Consider the following 16,317-nt stretch of genomic DNA (forward strand, 5'->3'; position numbering starts at 1 on the left):
AAGGTGGCGAAGGCGGGGGCGGGGAAGGTGAGCACGGCTCGGGTGGGCGCCTTGGAGTCGCGGACGGCGGTGCGGTGGTGGCCGGGGGCGACCTCGACGCAGTCGTTGCCCTCGCCGCCGCCGGAGTAGGACGACTTCTTCCATGCGCCGCGTGTCATGGGGGTCACAGCTCCTTCGCCAGCCGGTGAATGACTTCTTCTGCGGCGAGGGTGCGGAGGAAGGTGGCGAAGGCGGGGGCGGGGAAGGTGAGCACGGCTCGGGTGGGCGCCTTGGAGTCGCGGACGGCGGTGCGGTGGTGGCCGGGGGCGACCTCTACGCAGGCGTTGCCGTCGCCGCTGCCGGAGTAGGAGGACTTCCGCCAGCCGTCGGGGGTGGTCACCGGATACCTCACAGTTCCTTCGCCAGCCTGTGGATGAAGTCCCGCGAACGCTCGGGAGGGAGCGAGACCGCTTCCACTCTACGGAAGAGCGTTCGAAAGACGGCCAGCTGGGGTTCGGAGTCGATGAAGAGCGTGCCGTGTGGGCCGTCGCGCACGACGGTGTCCAGTCTCGGGACCGTACCGCCGACGTAGGCCATGGCGGCTGTGACGTCGGCGAACTCCTCCAGCTCGAACGGGATGACGCGCACCGTCACATGGTCGGCCTCGGAGACCTCGAGAATGTGGGCGAGCTGGGAACGCGAGGTGCCGCGGCCGCCGACCCGGATGCGCAACGCGGCTTCGTGGATCAGCGCTTCGTACGGGGCCGGCCGTTCGCCTTCGATGACCACGCGGCGCCCCATCCGATGGCGCACGCGCATCTCCAGGTCTTTCTCGGGGAGTTCGGGCACGCGCCGAGAGAAGAGCGCCCGGGCGTAGTCGTCGACCTGGAGAAGGCCGGGAACGTGCAAGAAGTCCACGTCCCAGCGGAAGGTCGCGTGATGTTCCAGTTCGGAAAGGTCCAGGAACGAGGTGGGCAGGTGGGTCCGGTACTCCTCCCACCAGCCGCGTGTGCGATCGGTCGCCATCGAGACGAGAGCGTCGATCAACTCCTCGTCTCTGCAGTCGTAGTGTGCAGCCAGGCGGCGTAGTCGCTGCTCGCTCACGCCCGTGATGCCGGACTCGATCTGACTGATCTGAACAGAGTTCACGCCCAGCAGTTCCGCCGCCTCGCGGGCGCTGAGGGTGGACGCGTCCCGCAGCCTGCGCAGTTCGACCGCCAGGCGCAACTGCCGCGCCGTTGCCTCGCGCTTGGTCCCCATGCTCCTGCCCCTCGCTCAACGCGCCCGGCGCCGTTACTCGTTCGGGTGTCAGATTACGCGACGGGCTTGCTCGACATTAAATCTAAGGTCTACCTTCGGTGAGGCAGCGCACACTCTGCGCAATCCTGGGTGCCGGAAGCGCACCGCTTTGTCCTGTCATGAGGACGCGGCATGACACCGGCCTCGCGCCCACCTCGCCCCCCGAAGGGAAGCCGCATGTCCGAGAACGATCCGTGGGAGTACTCCCTCTGCATCCCGAACGATCCCAGAGCCGTGACCGTCTGCCGGCGGACGCTGCGGCTCATCCTCGCCGTGCACGGGCTGATCCGGCTCGTCGACGTCGCCGAGCTGCTCGCGGCGGAGCTGGTGGGCAATGCCGTGCGGCACACCAAGGGGCCCGCCGCCCTGCGGGTGCGCTGGGCGGCGGGCGTGCTGCGGATCGGGGCGTGGGACGCGGATCCCTCGCCGCCCGAGCCGCCGCAGCCCTTCGAGCGGGCTCTGGAGAGGGAGGACGGGCGAGGGCTGGCCATGGTGCGGGCCTGTGCCGACGTGTGGGGGTGGCAGCCGCTGGCCAGGGAGGGCAACCGGGGCAAGTACGTCTGGTGCGAGCTGGGGTCCGGGCCTCCGGGTGAGAGGCGCCCGGCGTGAGGGTGGTCGGGTGGGTGATCAGCTTCGGGGCTGTTCGCCGGTGTCGAGGGCGTGTTCCTTGAGGAACACGCCCGCGTGGGCCGCCGCTTCCTCGGCGGTCACGTACGGCGCCCCGTCGACGCCCGTGCCGGATGCCCCGTCAGCGCCTCGGCCGGTCCATGCCCAACCGCCGGAAAGCGACCGCACCAGCTCGGCGGTGCCTCCGAACAGTGCGAGCGTGCTCTTGTCCGCCGGTCCGGGTGCCGGGCGGCTGACGGCCTCGGGCCACTTCTTCCGGGCCCCCTGCCGGGTGATCCCCCAGACCGCTCCCAGCTGCTCATAGCTCGCGCCGTAGGAGCCGGCGGTTGCCGCCGCCCGCTCCGTGAGCCGCTTGACCTCGCCGTCCACCACCTTCCAGGCGGCCAGTACGGACAGCGTCACTTCGACAGGGCTCGCGTCCCACATGCGAGCGGCGGGCAGCCCGGTCTCCCGGGAGCGGATGGCCGACGCCAGCGGGTTCAAGGCGTCGTACAGGGCCTTGTCGAGTTCCGCCCGCTCTTCTGGAGTGATCTCAGGAACCGTCATGTGACAACTTTAGTTTACGAAGCCGTATGCGTAAACAAAAGTTACCGCGGGTCGACGGGGGAGACCCTGACGAGGTTGCCGTCCGGGTCCGCGGCGACGAAGGTGCGGCCGAAGACCTCGTCGTGCGGGGCCTCGACCACGGTGACGCCCTTGGCGACCCACGCGGAGTGGAGGTCGTCGACGGCCGCCGAGGAGCCGGGGACCATCAGGCCCACCTCCGAGGTGCGCGGCGTCTGCGGGGTGGCCAGGTCGGCCCGACCGCCCCAGACCGCGAAGAGCACTCCGGGCGCGACCTCGAACGGAACGTACCGGGGGGTGGTCATGACCGGCTCGATCTCGAAGAGGTCGGTGTAGAACGCGGTCGCGCGCTCCACGTCACTGACGTAGACGAGGAAGAGATTGGGTGCGGGCATGGGGTGTCTGGCTCCTTCCGGGCGGGCCGGTCCCGGCCGCCGCTGCCAGTCTCGCGGGAAAACGTGACACCGACTGTCGTGTTGCGCGTGAGCAGGTGTCCGGCGCGGGTCGTACCCCGCCGCCTCACCCCCGAAAAAGCGTGAACACTTGCCACCCATCCGCTCACCTCCCTCTCATTTGAGCGCCCCGCCAACACCTTCACCTCAACTGTTCGCGCTGCGGCTCGACACCTTCGTCGTCACGGCCGGCGTCCGTCGCGCGTCCCGGCCGCCGTGCCGCCCGCGTCGCCCGATCGGGGGCAGCGACCATCCGAACTCGTGCTCCAGGGCGGCGAGCAGACGTCTCTCGGTCGCCCTCGGCGCTCTCACCGCTCGCGGCCGACCGTGTCGGATCGAAGGGCTCCGGTATCCGTCCGCGGTGCTCGACCTCCGGTCCGCGCACGGTGGACGAGAACACCTCCCGCCCCCGGCTCCGCCACCGACGGATGCAGCACGTGCCGGGTCGGCCCACCGGCCGGCCGCACCCGGAGCGGCACGCACCTGCCGTTGTGAGAGGCCCAGGGAGTGGGGGAGACGAAGAACTGACGGCGGACGGCGGCGGAGGGGTCCTTCCTTCTCGAAGCCGAACGCACACCCGGTCTCCGTCCGTCCCGCGGGCAGCACCGGCCGGCCCCTCCACAACTCGGCGCCCTCCCGCTCCGGGACAAGGTGCCTCGCCGCCTGCCACCCGCCGCCTGCCACCCGCCGCCTGCCGCTCGCCGGTCGGCGGAAGCGGTGAAGTGACTCGCCCCCCAACCACCACTCGCCGGTCCGCGGCGGGCGGTGAGGCGACTCACCGCCTCCCGCACGCCGCCGCCCGCGGATGCGGATGCCGCTACGGGGCGACCTCCTCCAGCGTGCGCCCGGTCGTCTCCTCCGCCCAGGCCGCCGCCGTCAGCGATCCGAGGAGGGCGACGGCCGCCAGGGTCACGAACACCGTGCCCATCGCGCCCCCGGCGTAGATGGCGCCCACGACGATCGGCCCGAGGATGATGCCCAGGCGGTTCATCGCGCCGCCCACGCTGGAGCCCAGCGCCCTGATCCGGGTGGGGAAGAGTTCCGGCGTGTACAGGTAGAGGCAGATGTTGGAGCCGAACAGGAAGACCGCGGCCAGGGACGTCCAGGCCAGGATGCCCGTCGCCGAGTCGCCGCCCGCCAGGCCCAGGAGCAGCAGGCAGAGCGCGGCCGCCGCCATGCACCAGATCACCGTGTTGCGGCGGCCGACCCGGTCGACGGTGAGGGCGACGACCAAGCAGCCGACCAGTCCCGCGCAGCTCGTCACCGTCGAGTAGAGAAGCGCCGTGGACAGGTCGAGGTCGAAGTGGTCCTCGTAGATGGTCGGCAGCCAGGACGTGATGCCGTAGTTGGCGAAGTAACCCGTGAACCACAGGAGGCCGATGACGAGGGTGCGCTTGCCGTACCGGCCGCTCAGCAGCTCACGCAGGCCGCTCCTGGCCGGTGCGGGCGGGGCCGGCCGCGCCGGGGCGGGCTCGGGCAGCGGAGCCCCGGTGATCTTCTCGACCTTCTCCTCGATCGAGGTCATCGTCGCCAGCGCCTCCTCGTGCCGGCCGTGGTCGGCGAGCCAGCGCGGCGACTCCGGCACCCAGCGGGCGAGGGCGAAGCAGAGCAGGCCGGGGATCGCCGCCAGGGCGAACACCCAGCGCCAGCCGAGTACCGGCACCAGCCAGGCCGCAAGGAGCGCGCCCGCGGTCAGGCCGGCCGGGAAGACCAGTTCGTAGAGGAGCACGAAGCGGCCGCGCTTGTGGGCGCGGGTGATCTCCGCGATGAAGGTGGCCGCGATCGGCACCTCGCCGCCGATCGCCATGCCCTGGACGAAGCGGATCGCCATGAAGGGCTCGGGCGAGGTGCAGAGGGTCAGCAGCACGTTGCAGACGCCGGACAGCGCGATGCAGCCGGCGATGACCTTCACCCGGCCGATCCGGTCGGCGAGCCTGCCCGAGGCCAGCGCGCCGATCAGCATGCCGATCGAGCCGACGGTCATCAGGGCGGTGACCTGCGTCGTGCCGAGGCTCCACTCGTCCCGCAGGTCCGGGAGCGCGTAGGCGATCAGGAGCTGGTCGAACGCCTCGAAGAAGGTGACGGCGCCGACGACGAGCCGGACCATCACCTGCCAGCGGCACAGGGGCAGGCGTTCGAAGCGGGCACCGATGGCGGCCGCGACGGCGGCCGAGTCGCCGCCCTGTCGGCCTTCGGCAGCACGGGCTGCGTCGATCGTCATGAATGGGGTCTCCGGATCCCGTAGGGCGGGGAGCGTGCGATCCCGCAGGGGAGGGGTCGGGCCGCACGGCACGGCGGAGCAACCGCGTGCCGGGCAGCGGTGGGGCGATGGGGGCTGGAGAGGTGCTGCGAGGACGAGACGAGCGGGCCGTGCGGACGGTGCCGCCGCCCCACTTATGTAGGCGCTGAATGTCTCAGGGCTTAAGTTCTACCGGTAGCCCGCCGAGGTTAGGCAAGCCTTACTCCTGACGTCGTAAAAAATTCATCGCCCCGGGTCCCTTGCGGTCGAAATAGTTAAGCCCTTAGATTTCGAGCACTTAGGCACAGCGGTTCGGCAACGCAGCCGTGGTGTCCGCGAGTTCCCGCACCGTCCCTCCCGGAGGCCACCATGGCGCGCATCCCAGCCGACGAGATCCTCATCGGGGGGCACTGGCGACGCGGCGGCGGGCTGCCCATCCACACCGTGGACCCGGCCGACGGCACCGTCGTCGCCACCGTCCACGCCGCCTCGGCCGACGAGGTGGACGAGGCCGCGCACGCCGCCGCCGCGGCGGCCGCCGCTCCCGAGTGGCGGGGGCTCGCGCCCCACCGGCGGGCCCGCGTCCTGTACCGGATCGGCGACCTGATCGAGGAGCACGCCGGTCGGCTGTCCGCGCTCCAGACCGCCGACACGGGCAAGACCCTCGGCGAGACCCACGCCCTCGCGCTGAGCGCCGCCGGCACCTTCCGCTACACGGCCGCGGCCCTGGAGACGGCCGAGGACGCGCTCACGCCCTCGCGCGGCCCGTACGTCACGCTGAGCACGTACGAACCGATCGGCGTCGTCGGCGCGATCAACCCCTGGAACTCGCCGATCGCCTCCGACGCGCAGAAGGTCGCCCCCGCGCTGGGCGGTGGCAACGCGGTCCTGCTCAAGCCCGCCGAGTGGACGCCGCTGGTCTCCCTCGCCTTCGGGCGCCTGGTCCACCAGGTCCTCAGCGAGGAGCGGCTGCCGACCGCGCTGCTGTCCGTCCTGCCGGGCAAGGGCCGCATCGTGGGCGACGCGATCGTCAGGCACCCGCTCGTCGGCCGGATCGGCTTCACCGGCGGCACCACCACCGGGCGCTCCATCGCCCGCGCGGCCGCCGACAAGCTCGTCCCCGCCTCCCTCGAACTGGGCGGGAAGTCCCCGACGATCGTGCGGGAGGACGCCGACGTCGAGCAGGCCCTCGCGGGCGTGATGTACGGGGTCTTCTCCTCCAGCGGCCAGTCCTGCATCGCCGGATCGCGGCTCTTCGTCCACGCCTCGCTGTACGACTCCTTCGTCGGCGAACTGGTCGAACGGGTGCGGAAGCTGAGGGTCGGGCCGGGCACGTCCCCCGACACCCAGGTCGCGCCGCTCGTCCACCACGCGCACCGCGACGCCGTCGCCGAGGCCGTCGAACGCGCCCGGCAGGAGGGCGGTCGGGTGCTGTGCGGCGGGGCCGCGCCCGAGGGCGAGCGCTACGCGAAGGGCGCCTACTACCTGCCGACCGTCATCGACTCCCTGCCGAACTCGGCCCGCGTCTGCCAGGAGGAGATCTTCGGCCCGGTGCTCGTCGCGCTGCCCCACGACGACGAGGACGAGCTGGTCGCGCAGGCCAACGACTCCGTCTACGGCCTCGCCTGCGGCATCTGGACCCGGGACGCGCGGGCCGCCTGGCGGCTCGGGCGGCGGATCGAGGCGGGCACCGTCTGGATCAACACCTACAAGCAGTTCTCGATCTCCACCCCCTTCGGCGGGATGAAGGACTCCGGACTCGGCACCGAGAAGGGCCGCGACCTGATCCGCGCCTACCAGCGGCAGAAGTCCCTGTACTGGGGCACCGACTCCACGCCCCTGCCCTGGGCCAACTGACCGACCCCCTAGGGAGACTCCGCCATGACCCACCCCCCGATCGGCCGGCTGCGCGCCCTGCGCTCGGTCGAGCTGCTCACCCCGAACTACGCCGACGCCGTCGACTTCTACGAGGAGGTGTGGGGCCTCCAGGTCGTCGAGGCCGAGCACAGCGCGAGCTGGCTGCGCGGCACCGGCGAGGAGCACCACGCCCTGCGCCTGACCCGTTCCGAGACGATCGGCCTCGGACGGCTGGTCTTCGCGCTCGGCACCCCCGCCGAGATCGACGAGGCGGCCCGCCGGCTCCGGGCACGCGGCATCACGCCCGTCACCGAACCCGGCCCCCTCGACCAGGTCGGCGGCGGCTACGGCCTGCGCTTCCACGACCTCGACGGACGGCTGATCGAACTGTCCGCCGACACCTGGGCGGTCACCGAACGCAGCCGCGACGCGTCACTGCCGGTGGGCGTCACCCACGCCGTCCTCAACACCCCCGACATCGACGCCTCCGTCGCCTTCTACCGCGACGTGCTCGGCATGCGCGTCTCGGACTGGTCCGAGCACCAGATGGCCTTCCTGCGCTGCGGCTCCGACCACCACTGCGTCGCCTTCAACCAGGCCCCGTGGGTCTCCCTCAACCACGTGGCCTACGAGATGACCTCGATCGACCACTTCATGCGCGGCCTCGGCCGGCTCCGGCACCACGGGATCACCCCCGAGTGGGGCCCCGGCCGGCACGGCCCCGGCAACAACACCTTCTCCTACTTCACCGACCCCACCGGCCTGGTGTGCGAGTACACGACCGAGGTCGCCCAGATCGTCGAGGACAGCTGGATCTGCAAGGTGTGGCGGCGCACCCCGGAGCTGTCCGACCTGTGGGGGACCGCCGGCCCGCCCTCGAAGCGGATCCGCGCCCACATGGCGGGCACGCCCGACGGCAGCCCCGTCGTCCCGCCCGTGGACGCCCCCACCCTCACGAACCCCGGCACCGGCACCGGCACCGAAGGAGCGGCGGCATGAACGGCGGCACGCGCAAGGTCGGCCTCATCGGCTGGGGCGCCATCGGCCGGACCGTCGGCGGCGCCCTCGCCGCGGGCGAGGTGCCAGGGGCCGAGCTGACCGGCATCGTCGACAACCGGCCGCTCGGCGACGCGGTCCCCGCCCCGCAGCTGACCGTGGAACAGGCCCTCGCCTCCTGCGACCTGATCGTCGAGGCCGCCGGCCAGGGCGTCGTACGGGAATGGGGCGAGGCGATCCTCACCTCCGGCACCGACCTGCTGGTCGCGTCCACCGGGGCGCTCACCGACGACGAGCTGTCCAAGCGGCTCCTCGCCGCCGGGCCCGGACGGGTGTACTTCACCGGCGGCGCGGTCGGCGGACTCGACCTGCTCCAGGCCGTACGCGCCATGGGACCGCTCGGCGAGGTCACGCTGACCACCACCAAGCTGCCGTCCACCCTGGAACAGCCCTGGATGGACGAGGAGACGCTCGCCCGGATGCGGTCCACGACCACCCCCGTGGAGGTCATGCGGGGGACGGCGCGCGAGGTGCCGGTCAGGTTCCCCAAGTCCACCAACGTCGCCGCCTCGGTGGCCCTCGCCGTCGGCGACCTCGACGCCGTACAGGTCCGGGTCGTCGCGGACCCGGCGGCCTCGCACACCTCGCACGTGATCGAGGCGAGCGGACCGCAGGGCTCGTACCGCTTCGAGGTGCGCCACGTCCCCGACGCGGCCAACCCGGCGACCAGCCAGGTCGTGCCCTACGCCGTGCTGCGCTCGCTCGCGGCCCTGGCCGGACGGCGGGGGCAGATCCTGTGACCGCCCACGACCTCGCCGGGCTGCACCTGGAGGAAGCCGGCCGCGAAGGGCCGCTGGTGCTGTGCCTGCACGGCATCGGCTCCTCCTCCGCCGCCTTCGCCCCGCAGACCGAGGCGCTCGCCGCCGCACACCGCATGGTGGCCTGGGACGCGCCCGGATACGGCAGGTCCGCCGACCCGGACGGCGCCCTGACGCTCGACGACTACGCCGACACCGCCGCCGCCGTCATCCGCGCCCGCGGCACCGAAGCCCACGTCGTCGGCGTCTCCTGGGGCGGCGTGATCGCCCTGCGGCTCGCCACCCGGCACCCGGACCTCGTCGCCTCCCTCACCGTCGCCGACTCCACGCCCGGCTCCGGCACCAGCCCCGAGAAGGCCGCCGCGATGCGCGCCCGGGTCCCGGAACTGGAGAGCCTCGGACCCCGGGCCTTCGCGGAGCGGCGCGGCCCCCGCCTGGTGTCCGAGGACGCGCCGCCCGAGCTGGTGCGACGCGTCGTCGACACCATGGCCGCCGCGGTCCGCACGCCCGGCTACCGGCAGGCGGCGGAATCCATGGCCCGCACCGACCTGCGCGGCGAACTCGCCCGGGTCACCGCGCCCACCCTCGTCCTGTGCGGTGAGAAGGACCGGATCACCGGCCCCGACGCCTCACAGGTCCTGGCCGGCGGCCTGCACAAGACCGCCTACGTGATCGTCAAGGACGCCGGTCACCTGGCCAACCAGGAACAGCCCGAGCACTTCAACGCCTGGCTGCTCTCGCACCTGCACATCGTCACCGACACCCGCAGCACCCTCACCCGCACCACCGACACCCGCACCCGGAAGGGCTGATCACCATGCCGCTGACCACCGACGAGTACGACAACGGCTCGGACCTCGCCAAGTACACCGACTCCCTGATCGCCTCCAAGGCCTCCCGCGAGCCGGACTGGGGCACCCTGTCCTTCCAGGAGAAGGCCGGCCCGCAGTTCAAGCGGGCGCAGATCCGCTACGTCGGCTCCGGCGCCACCGGCAACCACGAGAACGACGGCCGCATCCTCCCCTCCGGCGGCTTCACCTTCTCCAACATGCTGCTGCCGCCCGGCGCCGAGGGCCCCGCCCACACCCACCACGACGTCGAGGAGGCCTTCTTCGTCCTGGAGGGCGAGGTCCGCGTCGGCATCCACCGCGGCCCCGACGAGGCCGAGTACCGCACCCTCGGCTACCGCGACATGATCGTGGTGCCGGCCGGGGTGACCCGCTCCCTGAAGAACGAGGGCGACACCGACGCCCTGTTCTGCGTGATCATCGGCACGCAGAAGCCGCAGGTGCCGACGTACCCCGAGTACTCCCCGCTGTACGGCGTCACCCGTGACTGACCCGGCCACCGGGCGCCCTGTGGTCGTCGTGACCGGCGCGGGCCGTGGCCTGGGGGAGGCCATGGCCCGCCGGGCGGCGGCCGACGGGTACCGGGTCGTCGTCGCCGAGCTGAACGAGGAGTGGGGCTCCCGTACGGCGGCCGCGATCCGCGCGGCGGGCGGCGCCGCGGAGTTTGTGCCGCTGGACGTCGCCGACCCCGCCTCGGTCGAGGCGCTGGCCGACCGCCTCGGTCCCGCCGGCCCCCTGTACGGCCTGGTCAACAACGCGGCGCTCGCCAACGGTGTGGGCGGCCGGGAGTTCCAGGACATCGACGTCGAGGCCTGGGACCGGCTGATGACCGTCAACGCCCGCGGCCCCTGGCTCGTCGCCAAGCACCTGCTGCCGCTGATGTCCGCCCCGGGCCGCATCGTCAACATCGCCTCCGACGCGGCGCTCTACGGCTCCCCGCGACTCGCCCACTACATCGCCTCCAAGGGCGCGGTCGTCGCCCTGACCCGGGCGATGGCCCGCGAACTGGGCGAGCACGGCATCACCGTCAACGCGGTGGCGCCGGGCCTCACCGAGGTCGAGGCGACCGAGTCCGTACCGGCCGAGCGGCACGCCCTGTACGCGGCGAACCGCGCCATCGCCCGCCCGCAGACCCCCGACGACCTGGTGGGGCTCGTCTCCTACCTGCTCGGCGCGGAGTCCCGCTACCTGACCGGACAGGTCGTCGCCGTCAACGGCGGCTTCACCATGCACTGACCCACCTCCCCCCGGAACCGCGCCCCCACCTGCAAGGAGCACCCATGGATCTCGGCCTCGCCGACCGCACCGTGATGGTCACCGGCGGCAGCTCCGGCGTCGGCCTGGCCACGGTCCGGGCCCTGCTGGCGGAAGGCGCCCGCGTCGCCACCTGCGGACGCGACGCCGACCGGCTCGCCAAGGCCGCGGCGCATCTCGGCGCCGGCCCGGACCGGCTGTACACCGGCGTCTGCGACGTCCGGGACGCCGACGCCGTACGGGACTTCACCGAGCGGGCCGCCGCCCACCTCGGCGGACGCCTCGACGGGCTCGTCAACAACGCGGGCCAGTCCCGGATGAAGTCCCTCGACGAGACGACGGAGGCCGACTGGCGCGACGAACTGGAACTGAAGTTCGCGGGCGTCCTCCACCCCCTCGCCGCCGCCCGCGCCCGCCTCGGGGACTCCGACGCCGCCGCGATCGTCAACGTCAACGCCGTCCTCGCCAAGCAGCCGGAGACCCGGCTGATCACCACGAGCGCCGCCCGCGCCGGCATCCTCAACCTCTCCACCTCCCTCGCCCGCGAACTCGCCCCCGAGGGCATCCGCGTCAACTCCGTCTGCCTCGGCCTGGTCGACACCGGCCAGTGGACCCGCCGCCACGCCGCGGCCGACAGCGGCCTCACCTACGAGGAGTGGCAGGCGGAGATCGCCGCCGACCGGGGCATCGCGCTGGGGAGGCTCGGCCGCGCCGAGGAGGTCGCCTACGCGATCGTCTCGCTGCTCTCCCCGCGCGCCTCGTACATCACCGGAACCAGCATCGACGTCTGCGGCGGAGTCGGCCGCGGCATCCTCTGAGGAGTTCGCATGCGTTACGACCACGGTGGCGGACTCCTGACCGCACACCTCAAGTCCATCGGCGTCGACACGGTGTTCGGCATCGTGTCCGTGCACAACCTGCCGCTGGTGGAGGCCGTCGAGGCCGACCCGGAGCTGCGGTTCGTGCCGGTGCGCCACGAGGCGAGCGCCGTCAACGCCGCCGACGCCTACGGCCGCGCCCGCGGTTCGATCGGCTGCGCCCTCACCTCCACCGGCACCGGCGCGGGCAACGCCGCCGGCTCCCTGATCGAGGCGCTGGCCTCGGGCACGGCGGTGCTGCACGTCACCGGGCAGGTCGAGTCGGCGTACCTCGGCAGCGGGCGCGGCTTCATTCACGAGACCAAGGACCAGCTGGGCATGCTCACCGCGGTGTCCGCGTACGCCGCGACCGTCACCTCCACCCGGGACGCGGGCCGCGTCCTGCGCGAGGCGACCGCCGCCGCGCTCACCGCCCCGGGCGGACCGGCGAGCGTGGAGTGGCCGATCGACCTCCAGTACGCGGCCCAGGAGGACGACGGGCAGAGCGCCCCGGTCGCCGACGCGCCGGTGCCGGACCCGGCCCGCCTGGCCGCCGCCCGCGACCTGCTCGCCACCGCCCGACGCCCCCTGATCTGGGCCGGCGGCGGCGCGAACACCGCCCGCGACCAGCTCCTCGCCCTGCTGGAGACCACCGGCGCCGGGCTGCTCACCACCAACTCCGGGCGGGGCTCCGTGCCCGAGGACCACGACCAGGTCATCGGCAACTTCGCCACCACGCCCGCCGCCCGGGCCCTGCTCGCCGACGCCGACGTCCTCGTCACCGTCGGCACCCACTTCCGCTCCAACGAGACCGCCGACTACGGCCTCCGGCTCCCCGAGGCCCACGTCCAGATCGACATCGACGCCGCCGCCCTCGGCCGGGTGTACCCCGCGCCGCACGCCCTGCACGGCGACGCGGCGGCCGTCCTGCCCAGCCTCACCGAGGCCGCCGTACGGGCCGACGCGGACTGGACGGCACGCGTGCGCCGGGTGCGGGAGGAGGTGCGGGCCGCCCTGCACGACGGTATCGGCCCGCAGGCCGCGATCTGCGACGCCCTCGCCGCGGCCCTGCCGCGCGGTGCCGTCGTCGCCCGGGACGTGACCATCCCGTCGTCGTCCTGGGGGAACCGCCTGCTGCCGATCCACGACCCGCGGGCCAACGTCTTCCCGCGCGGCGGCGGCATCGGCCAGGGCCTCGGCATGGGCCTCGGCGCGGCCCTCGCCCGCCCCGACGAGCCCACCGTGGTCATCGCCGGCGACGGCGGACTCGCCGTCCACCTCGGCGAACTGCTCACCCTCGCCCAGGAACGGCCCCGGCTGACCCTGATCGTCTTCAACGACGGCGGCTACGGAGTGCTGCGCAACATGCAGGCCACGTACACCGAACGCCGCTCCGGCGTCGACCTGTTCACCCCCGACTTCGCGCAGCTCGCCGCCGCCTGCTCCCTCCCGTACGCGCGGATCGGCGACGCGAGCGAGGCCGCGAAGGTGATCGAGGCGGCCGTCGCCTCCGACGGCCCGACCCTCGTCGAGGTCGACCTGGCCGCGCTCGGCCCGATGAAGAACCCGTTCACCCCGCCCGTCAAGATCCCCACCCGGTAGGGAGGCCCGCCGACATGAGCGCCACCGAAGAGCAGGAACTGGACCTCCTCGTCCACCGCACGACCTGGGAGGCGGACGGAGTCCTCTCCGTCGAACTGGTCCACCCGGAGGGCAAACCGCTGCCCGCCTGGACGCCCGGCGCCCACCTGGACCTGCACGTGGGCGGCCACGTCCGCCAGTACAGCCTGTGCGGCGACCCGGAGGAGACGGGGGTGTACCGGCTCGGCATCCTCAACGAGCCGGCGTCACGCGGCGGTTCCCGCCACGTGCACACCAAGGTGCGGCCCGGCCAGACTGTGCGGGTGGCCGGGCCGCGCAACCACTTCGCCCTCGAACCGGCCGCCTCCTACGTCTTCCTCGCGGGCGGCATCGGCATCACGCCGATCCTGGCGATGGCCCGCCGCGCGGAGCGGGACGGCGTCCCGTACCGGCTGGTCCACGGCGGCCGCACCCGGGCCTCGATGGCCTTCGGCGGCGAACTCGCGGCCCTCGGCGGCGAGGTGACCCTCGTACCGCAGGACGAACAGGGCCACATCGACGTGACCGGTGTCCTCGCGGACCTGCCGGCCGACGCGCTGGTCTACTGCTGCGGCCCCGAGCCGCTGCTGAAGGCGGTCGAGGAGGCGGTGCCGGAAGGGCGGCTGCGCACTGAGCGCTTCGCCGCGCCGACGGTGACCCGCGAGGACGACGACAGCGCCTTCGAGGTGGAGTGCCGGGCGTCGGGGGTGACCCTGAACGTCGCCCCCGGCACCTCCATCCTGGAGGCCGCCGAGAACGCCGGGTTGGACGTCGCCTCCTCCTGCCGCGACGGCATCTGCGGCTCCTGCGAGACCCGCGTCCTCGCCGGCACACCCGACCACCGCGACTTCCTGCTCAGCGACGCCGAGCGCGCCACCGGCGGGACGATGATGATCTGCGTCTCGCGCTGCGCCTCGGACCGCCTCGTCCTGAACCTCTGACCCCTGTGGAGAACGCCGTGCCCGAGACCTGGCCCTACCTGGAAACCCACCAGACCCGCGACCACGAGCCCACCCCGTACGAGACCAAACTCGCGCGCACCCTGGAGGACATCTTCACCAAGGACGGCCACGAGCTGTCCGACGTGATCGACGGCCTCAACTCCCGCCAGCTGCGCACACCCACCGGGGAGCCCTGGACCGAGGAGTCCTTCCGCGCCGAGATGCACCGCCTGGGAGCCTGACATGACCCTCTCCACCCGCGACACCGCAGACCACATCTACGCCCACGGCCTGCGCAACCAGTGGCACCCCGTGGTGCCCTCCCACTTCGTCGAACCCGGCGGCCTGCGCAAGGTGACCGCCCTCGGCGAGGACTGGCTGCTCTTCCGCAAGGCCGACGGCGGGCTCTCCATGCTCGCCGACCGCTGCCCCCACCGCGGGGCGCCCCTGTCCCTCGGCAAGCACCTCGGCGACCGGGTCGCCTGCTGGTACCACGGTGTCGAGGTCGACGGCACCGGCACGGTCACCTCGGTGCCCGGCCTGCCCGGCTGCAACCTGGAGGGCAAGACCCTCGTCACCTCGCTGCCCGTGCGCGAGGTCGGCGGCGCGATCCTCGCGTACTTCGGCGACGAGGAGCACCCGGAGCCGGTGGACCTGACACTCCCCGAACCGCTCGCCGACGAGGAGATCTCCGCCTTCCTCTGCTACGCCGAGTGGGACGTGCCGTGGCGGTTCGCCATGGAGAACCTCCTCGACCCGATGCACGGCGCGTTCCTGCACTCCGAGTCGCACACCATGTTCGCCGGCGACACGTCCGCGAAGTTCCGCATCCGGGAGACCGAGCGGGGCTACTTCTTCGAGAAGACCGACCAGATCGGCGTCAACTTCGACTGGGTCGAGCTGTGCCGCACCGGCGTCGACTGGGTGGACCTGTCCATCCCCTACCCGCCGTCGGCCGGGCCCGGGGGCCCCTTCGGCATCGTCGGCATGGCCTGCCCGGTGGACGCGGGGCGCACCGGCGTCTTCTTCTGGCGCTACCGCAAGGTGAACGACTGGCAGCGCGACACCTGGCGCTTCCTCTACAAGACCCTCATCGAGGCCCGCCACTGGGAGGTCCTGGAGCAGGACCGCGTCATCCTGGAGAGCATGCCCGCCGACGCCGACCAGCGGGAGAACCTCTACCAGCACGACCTCGGCGTGGTCCGCCTGCGCCGCCTCTTCCAGGCCCAGGCCGGACAGCAGTCGAAGGCTCAGCCCGTCTCGGCGCGCTGAGCGGGGATGTCGTCGGAGTCCACGATGGAACGCTCCAGCTTGGACAGCAGACGGCTCAGCTGACGACGCTCGGCGGGGGAGATCCCGCCGAGCATCCGGCGCTCGTTCTCCAGGTGCTCGGCGAACACCTCGTCCACCTTCGCCAGCCCGGCCCCGGTGAGCCGCGAGTACACCACGCGCCGGTCGGCGGCATCACGCTCGCGCACGAGCAGACCGTCCTTCTCCAGCCGGTCCAGGCGCAGCGTCACCCCCGCCGAGGAGATCAGCCCGGAGTCCGCGAGCTGCCCGGCGGTCAGCCGGTAGGGGGCGCCCGCCCGGCGCAGCGCGGTGAGCACGTCGAACCCGGCGACGGACAGCCCGTGCTCGTCCAGCCGCGAGGTCATCCGCGACTGGTACTGGAGATACGACCGGTGCAGCCGGGCCAGCACCTCCAGCGGCGACGTGTCCAGCTCGGGCCGCTCACGCGCCCAGTCCTCGACGATCCCCGCCACAGCGTCCGGCCGCTTCGCCGCCCTGCCCTGAGCCATGTCATCCCCTCGCGGCACGTGTTCGGTGCTGAAATCTTAGCCCTAAAGGAAACCCCCGACACCGACGCACCCAGGGGACGTTCAGCCCTGCCCTGCCCCGGTGCGTCAGCCCCGCCACGCCACCCGGTGCTCCGCCAGGACGGCCGGCACCGCGTGGTTCGCCTCCC

Annotated in this window: 19 protein-coding genes; 12 read left to right on the forward strand and 7 right to left on the reverse strand. The window is 72.6% G+C overall.

From position 1 onward, the window contains the following. The 3 genes from AC07FV_RS00910 to AC07FV_RS00920 form a co-directional block, all read right to left on the reverse strand. Positions 1-158, reverse strand: a 158-nt coding sequence (locus tag AC07FV_RS00910) for a DUF397 domain-containing protein (protein WP_479084859.1), incomplete at its 3' end; no start/stop codon positions are given. Between the two features lie 5 nt (positions 159-163). Beyond that, positions 164-379 (reverse strand): DUF397 domain-containing protein, encoded by a 216-nt coding sequence (locus AC07FV_RS00915; RefSeq protein ID WP_479083717.1) that lies wholly within the window; start codon positions 377-379, stop codon positions 164-166. An 8-nt stretch (positions 380-387) separates the two neighbouring features. Then, complete coding sequence (locus AC07FV_RS00920; RefSeq protein WP_479083719.1) at positions 388-1,239, reverse strand: helix-turn-helix domain-containing protein; 852 nt, start codon at positions 1,237-1,239, stop codon at positions 388-390. Positions 1,240-1,455: 216 nt separating this feature from the next. Between AC07FV_RS00920 and AC07FV_RS00925 the strand changes: the two genes are divergently transcribed. Further along, positions 1,456-1,887, forward strand: a complete 432-nt coding sequence (locus AC07FV_RS00925; RefSeq protein ID WP_479083720.1) for an ATP-binding protein — start codon at positions 1,456-1,458, stop codon at positions 1,885-1,887. An 18-nt stretch (positions 1,888-1,905) separates the two neighbouring features. On the opposite strand, the gene AC07FV_RS00930 is transcribed toward AC07FV_RS00925, so the two are convergent. The 3 genes from AC07FV_RS00930 to AC07FV_RS00940 all read right to left on the reverse strand — a co-directional run bounded on the left by AC07FV_RS00930 (position 1,906) and on the right by AC07FV_RS00940 (position 5,142). Further along, entirely contained in the window at positions 1,906-2,451 is a 546-nt protein-coding gene (locus AC07FV_RS00930) for a hypothetical protein (protein ID WP_479083721.1), read from the reverse strand. A 41-nt stretch (positions 2,452-2,492) separates the two neighbouring features. Beyond that, complete coding sequence (locus AC07FV_RS00935) at positions 2,493-2,864, reverse strand: VOC family protein (protein ID WP_479083722.1); 372 nt, start codon at positions 2,862-2,864, stop codon at positions 2,493-2,495. A gap of 874 nt (positions 2,865-3,738) precedes the next feature. Next, a complete protein-coding gene (locus AC07FV_RS00940; protein WP_479083723.1) occupies positions 3,739-5,142 on the reverse strand; it encodes an MFS transporter in 1,404 nt (467 codons plus the stop codon). A gap of 387 nt (positions 5,143-5,529) precedes the next feature. Here AC07FV_RS00940 and AC07FV_RS00945 point away from each other — a divergent pair, with 387 nt between their 5' ends. The 11 genes from AC07FV_RS00945 to AC07FV_RS00995 are packed head-to-tail and all read left to right on the forward strand — an operon-like array spanning position 5,530 to position 15,623. After that, positions 5,530-7,017: an aldehyde dehydrogenase family protein gene (locus AC07FV_RS00945; protein ID WP_479083725.1), complete on the forward strand. Its 1,488-nt coding sequence runs from the start codon at positions 5,530-5,532 to the stop codon at positions 7,015-7,017. A gap of 24 nt (positions 7,018-7,041) precedes the next feature. Beyond that, entirely contained in the window at positions 7,042-8,016 is a 975-nt protein-coding gene (locus AC07FV_RS00950) for a VOC family protein (protein ID WP_383640419.1), read from the forward strand. Next, entirely contained in the window at positions 8,013-8,813 is an 801-nt protein-coding gene (locus tag AC07FV_RS00955) for an aspartate dehydrogenase domain-containing protein (protein ID WP_479083727.1), read from the forward strand. The genes AC07FV_RS00950 and AC07FV_RS00955 overlap by 4 nt, the downstream gene beginning before the upstream one ends. After that, positions 8,810-9,643 (forward strand): alpha/beta fold hydrolase, encoded by an 834-nt coding sequence (locus tag AC07FV_RS00960; RefSeq protein ID WP_479083729.1) that lies wholly within the window; start codon positions 8,810-8,812, stop codon positions 9,641-9,643. The genes AC07FV_RS00955 and AC07FV_RS00960 overlap by 4 nt, the downstream gene beginning before the upstream one ends. A 5-nt stretch (positions 9,644-9,648) precedes the next feature. After that, positions 9,649-10,170 (forward strand): cupin domain-containing protein, encoded by a 522-nt coding sequence (locus tag AC07FV_RS00965; protein WP_479083730.1) that lies wholly within the window; start codon positions 9,649-9,651, stop codon positions 10,168-10,170. Then, positions 10,163-10,915 (forward strand): SDR family oxidoreductase, encoded by a 753-nt coding sequence (locus AC07FV_RS00970; protein ID WP_479083732.1) that lies wholly within the window; start codon positions 10,163-10,165, stop codon positions 10,913-10,915. Before AC07FV_RS00965 ends, AC07FV_RS00970 begins: the two co-directional genes overlap by 8 nt. A 44-nt stretch (positions 10,916-10,959) precedes the next feature. Beyond that, complete coding sequence (locus AC07FV_RS00975) at positions 10,960-11,751, forward strand: SDR family oxidoreductase (protein WP_479083733.1); 792 nt, start codon at positions 10,960-10,962, stop codon at positions 11,749-11,751. 9 nt (positions 11,752-11,760) lie between these two features. After that, complete coding sequence (locus AC07FV_RS00980) at positions 11,761-13,392, forward strand: thiamine pyrophosphate-binding protein (protein WP_479083734.1); 1,632 nt, start codon at positions 11,761-11,763, stop codon at positions 13,390-13,392. 14 nt (positions 13,393-13,406) lie between these two features. Then, complete coding sequence (locus AC07FV_RS00985; RefSeq protein WP_479083735.1) at positions 13,407-14,351, forward strand: PDR/VanB family oxidoreductase; 945 nt, start codon at positions 13,407-13,409, stop codon at positions 14,349-14,351. Positions 14,352-14,368: 17 nt separating this feature from the next. After that, complete coding sequence (locus AC07FV_RS00990; RefSeq protein ID WP_356603710.1) at positions 14,369-14,593, forward strand: recombinase-like helix-turn-helix domain-containing protein; 225 nt, start codon at positions 14,369-14,371, stop codon at positions 14,591-14,593. A gap of 1 nt (position 14,594) precedes the next feature. Continuing rightward, entirely contained in the window at positions 14,595-15,623 is a 1,029-nt protein-coding gene (locus tag AC07FV_RS00995; RefSeq protein WP_479083736.1) for a Rieske 2Fe-2S domain-containing protein, read from the forward strand. Here AC07FV_RS00995 and AC07FV_RS01000 read toward each other — a convergent pair. Next, the gene (locus AC07FV_RS01000) at positions 15,602-16,150 is read right to left on the reverse strand and encodes a MarR family winged helix-turn-helix transcriptional regulator (RefSeq protein ID WP_479083737.1); all 549 of its coding nucleotides are present in this window, start codon (positions 16,148-16,150) and stop codon (positions 15,602-15,604) included. The genes AC07FV_RS00995 and AC07FV_RS01000 overlap by 22 nt on opposite strands. Positions 16,151-16,317: the final 167 nt, after the last annotated feature.

Source organism: Streptomyces sp. NPDC045956, from assembly GCF_056430705.1.